At 59.4% G+C, this 14,213-nt stretch carries 11 protein-coding genes; 10 read left to right on the forward strand and 1 reads right to left on the reverse strand.

The annotated features are described in order from the left end of the window. Positions 1 to 7 precede the first annotated feature (7 nt). The 3 genes from lptB (at position 8) to NXS98_RS02160 (ending at position 2,084) form a co-directional block, all read left to right on the forward strand. On the forward strand, positions 8 to 730 hold the full coding sequence (gene lptB, locus NXS98_RS02150; RefSeq protein ID WP_283846822.1) for an LPS export ABC transporter ATP-binding protein: 723 nt from the start codon (positions 8 to 10) through the stop codon (positions 728 to 730). A gap of 1 nt (position 731) precedes the next feature. Next, the gene (gene hprK, locus NXS98_RS02155) at positions 732 to 1,724 is read left to right on the forward strand and encodes an HPr(Ser) kinase/phosphatase (RefSeq protein WP_283846823.1); all 993 of its coding nucleotides are present in this window, start codon (positions 732 to 734) and stop codon (positions 1,722 to 1,724) included. 63 nt (positions 1,725 to 1,787) lie between these two features. Then, entirely contained in the window at positions 1,788 to 2,084 is a 297-nt protein-coding gene (locus tag NXS98_RS02160; protein ID WP_283846824.1) for an HPr family phosphocarrier protein, read from the forward strand. A 38-nt stretch (positions 2,085 to 2,122) separates the two neighbouring features. On the opposite strand, the gene NXS98_RS02165 is transcribed toward NXS98_RS02160, so the two are convergent. Then, complete coding sequence (locus tag NXS98_RS02165) at positions 2,123 to 2,533, reverse strand: hypothetical protein (protein WP_283846825.1); 411 nt, start codon at positions 2,531 to 2,533, stop codon at positions 2,123 to 2,125. A gap of 185 nt (positions 2,534 to 2,718) precedes the next feature. Here NXS98_RS02165 and pilM point away from each other — a divergent pair, with 185 nt between their 5' ends. The 7 genes from pilM (at position 2,719) to NXS98_RS02200 (ending at position 14,190) form a co-directional block, all read left to right on the forward strand. Further along, positions 2,719 to 3,780 (forward strand): pilus assembly protein PilM, encoded by a 1,062-nt coding sequence (gene pilM / locus NXS98_RS02170; RefSeq protein WP_283846826.1) that lies wholly within the window; start codon positions 2,719 to 2,721, stop codon positions 3,778 to 3,780. A 28-nt stretch (positions 3,781 to 3,808) separates the two neighbouring features. Further along, a complete protein-coding gene (locus NXS98_RS02175; protein ID WP_283846827.1) occupies positions 3,809 to 4,519 on the forward strand; it encodes a PilN family protein in 711 nt (236 codons plus the stop codon). Positions 4,520 to 4,521: 2 nt separating this feature from the next. Beyond that, positions 4,522 to 5,100, forward strand: coding sequence for a hypothetical protein (locus NXS98_RS02180; protein ID WP_283846828.1), 579 nt, complete (start codon positions 4,522 to 4,524; stop codon positions 5,098 to 5,100). Beyond that, entirely contained in the window at positions 5,097 to 5,672 is a 576-nt protein-coding gene (locus NXS98_RS02185) for a hypothetical protein (protein WP_283846829.1), read from the forward strand. Before NXS98_RS02180 ends, NXS98_RS02185 begins: the two co-directional genes overlap by 4 nt. Positions 5,673 to 5,798: 126 nt before the next feature. Continuing rightward, positions 5,799 to 7,424 carry a type II secretion system protein GspD gene (locus NXS98_RS02190; protein WP_283846830.1) on the forward strand — a complete coding sequence of 542 codons (1,626 nt, stop codon included), beginning with the start codon at positions 5,799 to 5,801 and terminating at the stop codon, positions 7,422 to 7,424. Between the two features lie 58 nt (positions 7,425 to 7,482). After that, positions 7,483 to 10,650 carry a hypothetical protein gene (locus NXS98_RS02195; protein WP_283846831.1) on the forward strand — a complete coding sequence of 1,056 codons (3,168 nt, stop codon included), beginning with the start codon at positions 7,483 to 7,485 and terminating at the stop codon, positions 10,648 to 10,650. 39 nt (positions 10,651 to 10,689) lie between these two features. Next, positions 10,690 to 14,190: an NHL repeat-containing protein gene (locus tag NXS98_RS02200; protein WP_283846832.1), complete on the forward strand. Its 3,501-nt coding sequence runs from the start codon at positions 10,690 to 10,692 to the stop codon at positions 14,188 to 14,190. The last annotated feature ends 23 nt before the right edge of the window (positions 14,191 to 14,213 follow it).

Consider the following 14,213-nt stretch of genomic DNA (forward strand, 5'->3'; position numbering starts at 1 on the left):
TGAACGCATGGCACTTTTAGGCACAGAACAGTTGGTGAAGGTTTATCGGGGACGCCGGGTGGTGGACGGCGTTTCGTTGGAGGTGAATCCCGGTGAAATTGTGGGGTTGATGGGGCCGAATGGCGCGGGCAAGACCACCACCTTTAACATGGTGGTGGGGGTGATTCGCCCGGACGAAGGCCGAATTTTTTTTGACGGTCAGGAAATCAGCCGTCTGGCGGTGCACCAGCGGGCGCGGCTGGGCATGGGGTATTTGACCCAGGAGCCGTCGGTGTTTCGCAAATTGACGGTGGAAGAGAACATCCTGGCCATCTTGGAGGTGTGCAATTTGGACCCCGTGGAACGCCAAACGCGGCTGAAGTACCTGCTGGAGGAGCTGGATTTGACTCCGCTGGCGAAAAATCCGGCCTACACGCTGAGCGGGGGAGAGAAGCGGCGCCTGGAAATTACGCGCGCCCTGGTGACCAGCCCCCGGCTGCTGCTGCTGGATGAACCCTTTGTTGGCATTGACCCGATTGCGGTGTACGAAGTACAAAAGATCATCCGCCGCTTGAAAGAACGTGGTTTGGGCATATTGATCACTGATCACAACGTGCGTGAGCTGCTGAAATTGATTGACCGTGGCTACATCATCCACAAAGGCCGGGTGTTGTGCCACGGTGATGCCGACTACCTGACCAACGATCCGCAGGCGCGGGAAATCTACCTGGGGCCCGAATTCAATCTCTAACATGCGGCGCGAAACCATCACTGTTAAGCGGTTCTTTGACGAATACCACGAGGAGCTGGGACTCAAGCTCATCGCCGGCAACCGGGGCGTTTCCCGTATTATTCCCGAGCCGACCATCAACCGGCCCGGCCTGGTGCTGGCCGGTTTTACCGAATATTTCTCCTACAAGCGCGTGCAGGTCATTGGGAATGCCGAGACATACTTTTTGCGCTCGCGTTCCGAGCAGGAGCGGCAGGCCAGTTATGAGCGGCTGTTTTCGTTTCGCATCCCTTGCGTGGTTTTTTCGCGCAACCTGCATCCCGATGACCGGTTTCTGGCCATGGCCCAGGAGCGCCAGGTGCCCATCTTCCGCACGCATCTGGCCACGGTAACTTTCATCAACAAAGCCACCATCGGCCTGGAATATTTGTTTGCTCCCCACGGCACGGAGATGGGCAGCATGGTGGACATTCTGGGGGTGGGCGTCATCATCCGGGGCGAAAGCGGCATCGGCAAAAGCGAATGCGTGCTGGCACTGATTGAGCGGGGTTACAGCCTGGTGTCGGATGATGTCACGCGGGTGACGCTCGTGGAGGGGCATGAGGTGCTGGGGTCCTCCGATGAAAAGACCCGCGATTTCATGGAGGTGCGGGGCATTGGCATTATTAACGTGGCCAAGATGTTTGGCGTGCGCAGCATCCGCCAGGAAAAGCGGGTGGATTTGGTGGTCACCCTGATGCCCTGGGAGAAGGTTCCGGACGTGGAAAGGGTGGGGATGAATGACGATTACACCACGATTTTAGGGGTGCAGATTCCCCATATGGTCATCCCGGTGCGTCCGGGCCGGGATTTGGCCCGGCTGATTGAAGTGGCGGCTTTTCATACCAAATTAAAAGCTGCTGGTTACAATCCGGCGGAAGAGTTGAACAAGCACCTGATTGAGATCATGTCCCAACAAAGAAGTGGTGAGGGGCCGAAAAAACAGTTGACAAGATCGCGTGGACGCGGCAATTAAAGCCGGCTTGATGCGGCCATGGAGGCAAGCCAAACCTGCATGGCCTTGAGTTTTAGGGCAAACATGAGCAAGACCAAAAAATCCGGACCGGGCGAGATCACCAAGGAAATGGTGGTCACCAACAAGTTGGGCATTCATGCCCGGCCGGCGGCCATGTTTGTTAAGAAGGCCAGCCAGTTTCGTTCGGAAATCCTCGTGGAAAAGGACGGGGAAACCGTCAATGGCAAGAGCATCATGGGCATGATGATGCTGGCCGCCGGCTATGGCAGCCGCCTGCACGTCCACGCCTCTGGCGATGATGCGGCAGAGGCCATCCAGACGCTTGAGGAACTCATCAAGCGCAAATTCGACGAGGAATAACTTTCCAGCCGCAGGCGCAGGGCCTGTTTTTTCTCCCTTCATTTCTTTGTCGGCGAGGTGGCGTCCGGCTTGGGGCCCAGCCGTAAAGTCACCGCGTAACGCCGCCCCTCCGCATCTTTGAACGTGCCTGCGGCTTCTTCCCCCACCCGCGCCTCCTTGAGGGTGGCCGGCTGGCCGTTTTTCGTAATGCGCGTTTCGGCATTGACGTGAAAGACCCGGCCGCCGTCCTTGCCATTGAGGGTCAAGGTGCCGGATTGCGTGTCCACTTTCTGGACAATCCCCACAAAGGGCGGATTGCGTTTGGCAGGAGCGGCCGCCGCGGTGGGGGCAGGGGATTTGGGTGCGTTGTCGGCGGCGGAGGCGCTGGCCAGGGGCAGGAGGAGGGCCGCCACCACGGTTAAAATACTCGTCAGACCGGCCCGATAAATGGAGAAAGGAGTTGGCGTCATGTGAAAATAATGCTAATACTTTGTGCCGTTCAGTGTATTTCAGCAGGGGTTGGGCCGGAAAGCTTTTTGTTGTTCTGAGGGTGAGGCAGGTTGGCAGGCAGCCTGCTTGGCAAGTGTGGGTTATGCGAAAAACGGGCGAAATTGACGCTTGCAAAGAGTTCTAAAATAATGCTAAACGAATAGCCATGGCTTTGCCATTTCTCAAAAGTTCGGCCAAACAACGTGATCACATAGTGGCGGTGGACCTGGGGGTGAGAACGACCAAAGCCGTTTACTTACAGCGACGGGGAGGTAATTATTCCCTGGCTGCTTACACCCTGCAGGATGCCCCCATTTATGAGAAATCCCTTTCTTCCGAGATTCTGGCTGAACACTTGAAGCAGGTCATTCCTGCGCTGGGGGCACGCACTAAACAAATCATTCTGGCCTTGGGAGTCACCGATGCAGTGGTGCGCCAGGCGGAACTGCCCATGCAGGGCCTGCCCGAGATGCGGCAGATGCTTAAATTCAATTCCAAGGGTTATTTGCAGCAGGATTATCCCGGCCACGTCTGGGATTGTTACATTCTGCCCCCTAAAGGAGACATGGGCGGAGAAAAAAAGGGCGTGCCCAAAGTCAAAGTCCTGGCCGGCGGCACCAAGCAGACGTTGTTGAATGACGTGGTGGCGGCGATTAAGACCGCCGGGTATGTGCCGGACATGGTGGTGCCCGGATTGATTGGCCCCATCAACGCCTTTGAAGTGGCAATGCCCGAGGTATTTGCCAAGGAAGTGGTGGCTCTGGTGGATATTGGGTTCAAAAACACTTCCATCTCCATCTTGTCCATGGGCGAGATGGTGCTCAGCCGCGTGGTGGGCATTGGCGGCGATAAAATCACTGCCGGGCTGGCTGAATCCAAGGGCATCACCTACGCCGAGGCCGAAGGCATCAAGATTGGCATCCCGGAAGAAGTCGGGGCGGAGCTGGAGCCACTCATCATTCCGCTGGGCCGGGAATTGCGGGCCTCTATTGACTTTTTTGAGCATCAGGAGGATAAGACGGTGAGCCAGGTTTTTGTTTCGGGGGCATCCGCCAGCTCTGATTTTCTGGTGCAATGTCTCCAAAACGAATTGATGGTGCCATGCAAGCGGTGGAATCCCATTGGTGGTTTTCATTTGGCCCTGACCGGCGAGGCGCTGGCCATGGCCGAGAGCGTCGCCCCGCGACTGGCGGTGGCGGTGGGGGCGGCCGCCAGCGGGATGAATTAAAGCAACGGCAACGCAGCTTTTAAGGGATATGCCAATTCGCATCAATTTGCTGGCCGAAGCGCAGGCGGAGGAGGAGCTGCGCCGCAAGGACCCTGTCAAGCGAATCATCCTTGGCGCGGTGGGTCTGGTCATTGTCGTGGTGGCGTGGACTGGCACCCTCATCTGGCAGGCCAAGGCCAAGGAAAGTGAACTGGCCGCCACGCGGCAAAAATTGGAGCAGCTCAAACCCCGGCATGAACAAATCAAACGCAATGACCTGCTGGCGGTCGAGGCGCGGCAAAAGATTGAACGGTTGCATTACTACGCGACCAACCGCTTTTTGTGGGCGCCGGTGTTGAATGCGCTGGCGCAGGTATCCACCAATAGTTTCGCCACCAACATCACGTTCAACCGACTGCAGACCGAACAGCAATTCGTGGAGCTGCCAGCCGTCAAGGCAGTCACCAATGCCGCCGGGCAGGTCATCACGCCGGCGCGTCCCGAGGGCATCGGCGAGCGCAATCGCATCGTGGTGGAAGCGCGCGATTACGGCCAGGAGGTGGACAACAATTACAAGAAGTTTCAGGATGCGGTGACGGAAGCCCCCTTCTTCAAGAGCTTGCTGGACCCGCGCAATCCTGCGACGTTGAACAATCTCACGCTCGGGGCTGCGGACCCGTTGCAGCCCGGCTCGCGGCCGTTCCGTATCTTTGTCATGCAATTTCAGTTTGCGGAGAAATTCCGGGAAAAAAGCCGTTAACCATGAAGCTTTCCAAAGAGAAACAACAGCAGGTGATTGCCGTGCTGATTGGTGCGGTGCTGGTCATCGTGGCACTTTACTTGCTGGTGATTACCGGACAGCAGGCAAAAATTGCCAAAGTGGACAAGGAATTGAGCGATGCGCAAAACCTGGTGGCCCGCGCGGAGCGGGACATCAAGGACGAAAAAATAAAACTGCAAATGCTGGCCGAGGCCACAAATCAACTGGCGGAATTGGAGCGGGATTTGATGCCCACCAACCAGGTGTATTCCACTTTCATTACGCTTTTCCAGCAATTCCGCTCGCAACATGCCGCCCGCATAGACATTGTCGAAATTGGGCGGGACCGCGCCGCCCCTCTGGGGATGCTGGGCAAGTTTCCGTACAGCACCGCGGTTTTCAGCGTGCGGGGTTTTGCGCATTATCACGATTTTGGGCGTTTTCTGGCTGATTTTGAGACACAGTTCCCCTTCATGCGGGTGCGTCAATTCTCCCTGTCAGCCGGCGCCCTGGAGACGGCCGCTTCCGAGAAGCTGAGTTTTGAGGTGGAGATTGTCACCCTTGTCAAGCCCAACCCATGAAAACTGCTTTTCCCACCCCCTCGTCCTGGATGCGCGCCGCGCTGGTGCTGGCGGCTTTATGTGGGGCCGGCCTGCTGGTCCACGCGGCGGGCACGGCGCCGGCCGCAGCCACCAATAAAACCGCCTCCGGCACGGCGGCAGTAGCTGTGCCAGTGCCCTTTGAGCCGCCCAAATCTGTCTTTATTTGGGACCCGGCCGATCCCGGTTTTGGGCGAGATCCCTTCTTTCCGCATTCTACAAGGAATGGGCGCTGGGCGCCGCCGCCGCCCAAAAAAGAGGTGAAACCGGTGGAGACCCCTCCAACCACCGGCACTACCAGGCCGGTGGAAACCACCACGCCCCCCCCGGTGCCTCGGCGGGAATATAAATTGGATTTAAGCGGTATTGGTGGCCGTCGCACGGCCGTGATTAACAACGTTTCTTTTTTGAAGGGTGAAACCGGCCGGGTGAATACTCCGGATGGCCCCGTCAAAATCCGGCTCGATGAAATCCTGGGCGATGCAGTCCGGGTGACCCTCTGGCTGGAGGACGGCAAGACCGAGACGCGGGAAATCCCGCTGAGCGGGCGATAATCGCGGCCAGCAAAAGGGTGAAGACATGGCCGGCAGGGGTGGCCTGCCGCCGGATGAAGCCGGCGGTGCGGGCAGGGATGGATGTATGTGGATGTCAGGAAAGCCAAACAACCAACAACACGCGCGATGAAAACGAAAATCAAAGTCCTGCTTGTCGTGGGGGTGGCCTTGTGGAGTGCCGCCTGCATGGCTCAACAAAACTCCGTGCTCCTGACGGGGGCGAACAACGAGGAGGTGGCGGAAAAAGTGGAGTACCAGGACACGGCCATAGATGTGGTGTTGAATGACCTGGCCACGCAGGCCGGGTTGAACATCCACATTGACGCAAAAATCTTGGAAACCATCTACGGCCCGGATCGGAAACCGTTGCGTGTGGTCAACATCAAATGGCGCAACCTCACGGCCCGCCAGGCCTTGGTGGCGGTGTTGGACAACTATGGCTACGTGGCCATTCCCGATCCCAACACCAAGGTGGTGCGCATCACCATCAAGGATCCGACCGTGCAGGAGCCGCTGGTGCTCAAGATGGTCAAGCTGGAGTACACCCACCCCACCAACATGGTGAATCTGATCAAGCCCACGTTGAGCAGCCGCAGCCAGATTCAAGCCGATGTGCGCGGCAACAAGCTCATCATGCTGGTCACCGAGACTGAATTTGCCAGCGTGTCCAACATCATCGCGCGGGTGGACACCGCTGTGCCGCAAATTCTCATCGAGGCCCAGTTCATTGAAACCGCCAAGAATCCCAAGTCCATCAAGGGCATTGATTGGACCGGCACGCTGGAAGCTCAGAATTTCACCTTCGGCAATGGTTTCACCAAGGGCACCACCTCCACCACCGTGCCCGGGACACCTTCGGGCGCCAGTCCCAGCCTGCCCAGCGGCGCGCCCGGCGCCGGCGCGGTTTCCACTCCCGCTTATTCCGCCTCCACCGTCATGGACACGGTGTTTGGGCGGGCAAACAACTTGGACACCCTCACGGGCGGGTTGAGCGTGGATACGGTGCGCGGTTTTTATCCCCATGCCGCGTTCCTGAGCGCGGACGGTGTGAAGGCAGTGCTGTCCTTCCTGAACACGGAAAACGACACCAAGTTTATTGCGCAACCGCGCGCCGTGGCCATGGACGGCACGTCGGTTGAACTGTCGAGCATCCGCAACGTGCCGATATTTGAGGAAGAGCAGGGCAACGTGCAGGGCGGCATCCAACAGGCGAGCACGGTGAAGCCGCGTTATGATTTGGGTGTGCGGGACGCCGCCACCGGCCGCGAGACCATTCTCAACGAGGTGGGCATCAAATTGCTGGTCACCCCCCGGCAGGTGGGCAAGTCTGACATCCACATGGATTTGCGGCCGGAAGTCAGCGCCGTGGAAGGTGTGGAGCGCAAACTCCTGGGCGGCAAAGTGAACGAGTCGCCCATCTTCCGCCGCCAGAAACTCAACACCGTGGCCACCGTCCCCAGCGGCAATACCCTGGTGCTGGGCGGTTTGGTCACGGATGAAATCAGCAAGGCCTACAACAAAGTGCCGGTGCTGGGCGATGTGCCCGGCCTGGGGCTGCTCTTCCGCAAGGATTCCAAATCGCGCAGCCGCCGCAACATGCTCATCTTTGTCACGCCCAGCCTGGTGACTGATGGAGATTTCCAGCCCACCCCGAGCGACTTCCTCAAGACCAAACCGCAATTCCCGCCGGATTTGGATGAACCGGCCTGGGACACGGGTGCGCCGGCGAGCAAGTATCGGCCCTTGTTCTAAGGGGGACGTGGGACTTGACCAAACTTTGGCCAAAAACCACCGCAACTTAAAAATGCTTATGAAAACTGCTGTTTCCGCTCTTGCCGGATGCGTCCCCCGACGCCAGCCGGCTGGCTGGGTGCGGCAGGCGGTGTGGCTGGCAGCCCTGGTCTGCCTGGCCTCCGGCCTGCGCGCGCAAGTTACCGTCCGCACTTTGGGCGGTGGCCACGCGGATGTGTATGGGGTGCCGTATGGTTACGTGGACGGGCGCACCCTTGAGGATGCCATGTTCAACACGCCCTTAAGCCCGGTCGTTGGGCCGGACGGCAACCTCTGGCTGGCTGACCGCGGTAACGGGGCAATCCGCAAATTGTTGCTGGCCACTGGCCAGACCCGCACGGTGATGACCAATTTGAATCAACCTGTGGCCGTGGTCACCGGACGGGACAATTCTTTTTATGTGTTGACCGCGGGCGATGGAGCCATTCGCCGGTACGACACCAATCTCAACCTGCTGGCGGTCATCACCACCGCCTTGGTGAGTCCGAATGCCATGACCATGGACAGCGCCACCAATTTCTACGTGGCGCAGGCCAATGGCACCATTGTGCGGGTGACCCCGGCGAATCCGGTGCCGGCGCTCATTGGCACGGGGTTGAACAATCCCAAGGGCATTGCCGTGACGCGCTTTGGGTTGTTGGCTGTCAGCGACACCGGCAACCATGTCGTCAAGTTGTTTGACCCGGCGGCGGCACCTTCGGCTGGCACGGTCTATTCCGGCACGGGTGTGGCAGGATTTAACAATGGCCCGGCGGGTCTGGCGCGCTTCAATGCGCCCGAAGGCATCGCCGAGGCACCCAATGGAGTGTTGATTGTGGCGGACCGGTTGAATCATCGCATGCGCCTGGTGGAAACCAATGGCTCGGTTTCCACCTTCTATGGTGTGCCGCCGGAAAACTGGTTGCGCTGCGATAATGGTTGTGGCTGGAACAACTTGAATATTTGGGAAGGTTGGGCCGACGGTCCCTTTGACCCCACAGACCCTTGGGCCATTTATCCGGCAGCGCGTGAGCCGGTGGGCATTGTCATCGTGGGCGGAACCAAGGCTTACGCCACTGAACTGGGCTATCATCTGGTGCGTGAAGTCACGGGCTTCAACTTGAACGCCGGCGGTGGTGGTGGCGGCGGTGGTGGCGTGCCGGTCGAGCCGGTGGATGTTGAAGAACCGGTGATTTCGCCTGTATCCGGCTATTTCCCGAATGGTCAAATCATCATCGTGGGCAGCCCGAATCCGGATGTGTTCTTTACTTTGGACGGCACGGATCCCACCACCAACAGCACCCGTGTGCCCATGACCGGCAACCGGGGGGCCATTTGGTGGAACAACCCCACCGCGGACCTCACCAAGTTGAAAGTGCGGGCGTTCATCGGCACCAATGCCAGTGATGTGGTCAGCGGCCTGCCGGCTTCAGTGAACACCATTGGCGTGACGCCCAGCGTTTCCTCCAATTACTTTGCTTCGCCCGGCTCCACGATTTACCTGCCGGTGGTGGTTAACCTCATTCCGGGCGCGCAAATGCGCTCGGTCTTTTATCGCGTGGAAGTACAGGCGGCCGCGGGTGTCCCCAGCGTGTCTGAACAATTCCGCCTGTTACAGCTTGGCACCAATGATTTCCTTGTGCTGGCGGGGCTGACCAACAGCACCATGTCTTCCATCGGCTACGGAGACCCCGCCAACACGTTGGGCGGGCGCCGTGGGTTGCTCATCTCGGCGGTGGGGACCAATTTGGGCGGCGTGGTCAGCAGTTTCGGGGTGTTGAACTTGCTGGCGGTGCCCATTCCTGCTACGGCCCCGGCCGGGGCTGAATACACCATCCAGATTATTAATCCCTCCGCTACGGTGGATGGCGGCCAGGTGACCTTGCCCATCAGTCCGGCTTCGCCCGTGAAAATTGTGGTAGGCGCTGCTCCGGGGCGAATTGGTGTTGCCACCAACGTTAATGGCGGCGTGGGTGCGGTGAGCCTGCCCGCCGGCGCGGTGGGGTATCTGGTAGGCGACAGCTCGCCCAGCGGCTGGTTCAACGCCGGCGAGTTTGGCGATAGCAATTTGGATAATGCCGACGTGAACAATGCCTTTTACGCCTCGCTGGGTTTGCGGGTGCCGCCCAGCACTTCGGATGCTTTTGATGCCATGGACAGCTTCCCGCTCGACACACCAGCCGGGTGGGGCGGTGATGGTGAAATCCGTTTCCTGGACTGGCAGGTCACGTTGTGGCGCGCCAGTCGCGTGTTGGCGGACAATTTCGTCCGTGTGCGCATGCCCAACGGGCTGAGGACCGTGATTGGTCCTTTCAATTTGACGGGTACGCCCGACGGCGAGCCGGTGCGCACCGAGGCCCTGCCGGGCAGTGTGTGGGTGAAAAACGCCCGTTTCGTGGCGGGCATCGTGGGCAATGCCCAGCCCGGCACGGTGGTGGATGTACCGGTTACCGTTTGGCTGCGTGAAGGGCAAACCCTCTCCGGCATGTCCTTCAGCGCCGTGGTACGACCGGCCACCCCCGATGCGCCGCCCGTGCGGCAGGTGACTTTTGTGCCCCGCAATGGCGCTCCTGCGCCGTCCCGGCTCAGTGATGGAGACGCCGCGGTTCCTTCAGATACGGTTTACCGCGTGTGGGAGTTCATTCCCACCGGCATTGCGGCGGGTGAAACGCTGCTGGGATACATTCGCTTCACGGTGCCTGCGGGCGCTCCTGCAGGGGCGCTGTACCGGGTGCGCTTCCTGGCGGGCAGCGGTGGGGACACCCGCACCATGCCTTTCCGCGAGCCTCAATTTGAAAGCATCCCCGGCGCGGTGTTTGTGGGCGTGCCCGCCGTGGCGGAATCCGTGCGTATTTCGGATGATTGGAAGCGGCGTTTCTTTGGCGACCCGGACAACCCGGACGCCGCCAATAGCGCGGACCCTGACCGCGACGGCGTGCCTAACTGGCAGGAGTATCTGGCAGGCACCAACCCCACCAATGCGCAATCCCGCTTGCGGCTGCAGAGCCGCGTGGCGCGTCCGCAGGAAGTGGTGCTCAGCTTGTTGACCGCCCCGGACAAGACATATCAGTTGGAGTACACGGAGAATTTGACCTCAGGCGTGTGGACGGCGGTGCGGACCATTGCTGGTGACGGGCAGCACCAGGAAATCACCGCGCCGGTGGACCCGCGAAAACCAAGATTCTACCGGGTGCGCTTGTTGCCTTGAAGCCTGACCCTTAACCACATTGAAAAACGGAGTTCGACCATGAAGACCAAAGCAATTCTGGCGATTCTGGCCGCAGGGGTTCTGGCCGCAAGCCATGTTGGCGCCCAGCAGGTGGACACGGTTTTTTCCACCAACTCTTTGCGCGAACCCATGGGCGTGGGCGCTCAGGGCAATTACATTTACATCACCGCCAGCGTGAACAACCAGGTGGTGCGTTTCCACCCGGGCACGGGAGTTTCCACGGTGCTGGCGGGCAGTCTGACGGGCGTTTCCGGCTGGGTGGATGCCCAGGGCACCGCCGCCCGGTTCAACAGCCCGCAGGGGTTGCTGGTGGACGAGGCGCGCGGCGGAGTGGTCATTTCCGATTCGGGCAACAATGCCATCCGCCTGGTAACCTGGAGTGGGATGGTCTCCACGCTGGCCACGGGGTTGAGCTACCCGGTGGGTTTGGCCAGAGATGCCAGCGGCAACATTTATATTGCCGACTCAGGCAGCGGCTCGGTCAAGATACTCTTCACCAATAACACCGTCGCCACGCTGGCTGGCGGTTTTAACGGCCCGGCCGCCGTGGCGGTGGGTGACAACGGAGAAGTTTGGGTGGCCGACACCCGCAATCATGTCATCCAACGTGTTCAAACCACCGGGACTGGACTGGGTGTGACCATGGTGGGCGCGCCCCAGGTGGTGGCCGGTCTGTTGAACACCACCGGCGCGGTGGACGCCGAACAGGGGCCAGACGCGCGGTTTAATAATCCCCGCGGTTTGTTGTGGGTGGGGGGCAACACCGGTTTGGTCATCAGCGACACCGCCAACCATTCCTTGCGCCGCCTTTATACCAACACCGTGTATGGCGGCTATACCATCACGACCGTGGCGGGCGGCCTGGGCGAAAACGCCAGTGGTTTTATCAACGGCGCTCCGTTGAGCGCCCGCTTCAATTCGCCGGTGGGTTTGTGCCGGGACACCACCGCGGAGGGCATTCTGGTGGTGGATCGCGGCAACTCAGCCATCCGCCGCGTGCAAACCATGCCTCCGCAGCCACGCGTGCAAAATCCACGCATTGGTTACATTCGATTGCAGGATACACCGGCGGGCCGCGTGGCGGTGTTGACGCCGGTAACTTCCATTACGTTCAATAATGACGAGGTGATTGGCATTGAGGGTGAGGTGGGCGTACAAACCTTCTTTACCACCGGGGCAACCCCCTCCGACCCCCTTGACATCAACAACGTGATTCCCGACCCCGGACCGGGAGTGGGCAGCACGCCACCCGCTTTTCAAACTGGGCAGCTTACCCTGCCGCCCTCGGTGGTGGAGGCAGCACCCAATTTCATTATCAAGGCAAGGAGCTCTGCCCAAGGTCGGCAGGCCAGTGATGTGGTTATGGCCCAGTTTATCTTCAAAACCGCCACCCCTGGCATTACGGGTGACAATGCGGCTTATCTACCGGTGAACAACATCACCTTTGGCGCGCGAATGTTCTACACCACCAACGGGATGGAGCCGGTGGATGGCCCCGGCCCGCAAAATTTTGGCCCGGTGTTTGACGGGGGGGTTATTTCCCTCCCGCGCAGCGAGACCAACACTGTCCTTAAAATCAAAGCTTTCCGGGACCGGTACCAACCTAGCGAAACGGTGATCAAAGTTTTGTCTGCCCTCAACTTCACCGCCAACAAATTGACCCTTGGATTTGATGGTGGAGAAGGCTACAGCCGTTTCCTGGGCGCCCCTGGCCAGCAGTTCGTGGCGCCGGTGACGCTGGAAATACTGGAAGGTCAGAAGATGTACTCTTTGCAGTTCAATGCCGCTGTGACCAACCTGGGTCTGGCGCCAGCCGTCAATAATGCCACGCTGGGCTTTGAAAGCATGCTCATGCGCCGCGTGGAGACCCCGGCCGGCGTGTTTTTTGTGCCCATTCCTCCGGCATTCCTGGCACTTTCTGGTTTTACCAACTTGTACATGACCAATCACAGCACGGGCTTGCTCATGTTGGGATATATGGAACGCAATCAGATGACCAACCTGTATGACACGCTCAAGCAACATCTGATTCAGTACTCCATCGCGCACAACACCTTGTTTGAAAGCGCTGGCCGCAAGGTGATTGTGGGCGGATTTCGCTTCACCGTGCCCCTGACCGCGCAGCCAGACAGCCGCTACCTGGTGAGCCTGGGCCGGCCTTCGGCCACGGCAGACGGCATTCAAACCGATGTGTTCATCGAAGCCCCCACCAATCGCTGCGTGCGGGAATTGAACATGGCCTCCTTCCCTTACATTGTGGGCGATTGCATGCCTTTTGGCTGGTTTAACGCCGGGGATTTTGGGGATTCCAACATCTTGAGCGCGGATTTGATGCAGGTCTTCCAAACGACGACCTATGGGTTAAACCGGCCCCCGCCAACGTCTGATTTCTTTGATGCCATGGATTCATGTTGCGTGGATACCAACGGCGTGAATCAGTCAGGGAACCCGGCCTTCTATGCCAATAGCGGCATTGACACTTTGATTGACCGCATTGCCTGGGGCGATGGGGTGCTCGATGTGAATGACATCTTTGTGTCCTTCCGCCGGGCGTTGGACCCCTCTCGAGTGTGGTATGCGCGTTATTGGCCCACCAATCCGCCCACTGGAACGAAGCGCTACGAAATTGTGCCCAATCGCTTCCGCGGCAGCCTGGCCGCTCAGAGTGAGCCGGTCACTTATCGCAACAACGGCGACGGCACGCCGCCGTTGGTGCGGCTTACCGCTGCGGATGTCATGCCTTCCGCGCCCGGCCAGGAAATTGCCGTGCCAATCCAGGCTGATATCCAAGGTGGCGCGCCGCTAAGGGTATTTATGCTGCGATTGGTGGTGGAAGCGCTGGATGGCTCGCCCGCCATAACCGCGCCCATCCGCTTTGAGCCGAATGTTGCCTTCGGCCAACCGGGGTTGAATTACAGCCGCGGTGTGAATGACTTTGCCGCCGCGTGGCTGGACAACACCCGCGGCATGGCGGCTTCGGGCGAACTGGGCCGCCTGTTCGTGACCATCCCGGCCTCGGCGAACAGCGCCTCCGCCTACCGCGTGCGCATTGCTGCCTTCTCGGCCTCGCCCAATGGCTTGGGCTTGTTCCCCAAAGTGCTTAGCGATGGTCTTATCACCCTGGCCAACCGGAACACCTCCAGTGCCAATGACGGCATCCCGGATGCTTGGAAACTGCGTTACTTTGATTCCCTCAACAACCTGCTCACCCATGCTACTGCGGATGCGGATGGTGACGGCGTGCCCAACTGGCAGGAGTATAAAGCGGGCACGCATCCCAATGACCCGCAATCGCGTCTGGCAGTGCTGGCCAACCGGGCTGCCAACGCGGCTGACATGGCCATCAAGTGGCCCACGGCGGCTGGCAAACGCTACATCATCGAAGTCTGCACCGAGCTGGGTTCCGGTAATTGGACGCCCGTGGCCTCTGGCATTGAAGGCGATGGTTTGATGAAGGAGTTCCGCGATGCCGCTGCCGGTGGTGGATTACGCTTCTACCGTGTCCGTGTGCAGGAATAACGTCCGCCATCATCCTTTCAGAA

Source organism: Fontisphaera persica (assembly GCF_024832785.1).
In the GTDB taxonomy this organism is placed as follows: domain Bacteria; phylum Verrucomicrobiota; class Verrucomicrobiia; order Limisphaerales; family Fontisphaeraceae; genus Fontisphaera; species Fontisphaera persica.

Excerpts from the sequence above, each read along its gene's own strand:
- hprK (WP_283846823.1), top strand. The coding sequence starts at position 732 with ATGCGGCGCGAAACCATCACTGTTAAGCGGTTCTTTGACGAATACCAC.
- NXS98_RS02200 (WP_283846832.1), top strand. The coding sequence starts at position 10,690 with ATGAAGACCAAAGCAATTCTGGCGATTCTGGCCGCAGGGGTTCTGGCC.
- NXS98_RS02175 (WP_283846827.1), top strand. The coding sequence starts at position 3,809 with ATGCCAATTCGCATCAATTTGCTGGCCGAAGCGCAGGCGGAGGAGGAG.
- NXS98_RS02190 (WP_283846830.1), top strand. The coding sequence starts at position 5,799 with ATGAAAACGAAAATCAAAGTCCTGCTTGTCGTGGGGGTGGCCTTGTGG.
- NXS98_RS02185 (WP_283846829.1), top strand. The coding sequence starts at position 5,097 with ATGAAAACTGCTTTTCCCACCCCCTCGTCCTGGATGCGCGCCGCGCTG.
- lptB (WP_283846822.1), top strand. The coding sequence starts at position 8 with ATGGCACTTTTAGGCACAGAACAGTTGGTGAAGGTTTATCGGGGACGC.
- NXS98_RS02195 (WP_283846831.1), top strand. The coding sequence starts at position 7,483 with ATGAAAACTGCTGTTTCCGCTCTTGCCGGATGCGTCCCCCGACGCCAG.
- NXS98_RS02160 (WP_283846824.1), top strand. The coding sequence starts at position 1,788 with ATGAGCAAGACCAAAAAATCCGGACCGGGCGAGATCACCAAGGAAATG.
- NXS98_RS02180 (WP_283846828.1), top strand. The coding sequence starts at position 4,522 with ATGAAGCTTTCCAAAGAGAAACAACAGCAGGTGATTGCCGTGCTGATT.
- NXS98_RS02165 (WP_283846825.1), bottom strand. The coding sequence starts at position 2,533 with ATGACGCCAACTCCTTTCTCCATTTATCGGGCCGGTCTGACGAGTATT.
- pilM (WP_283846826.1), top strand. The coding sequence starts at position 2,719 with ATGGCTTTGCCATTTCTCAAAAGTTCGGCCAAACAACGTGATCACATA.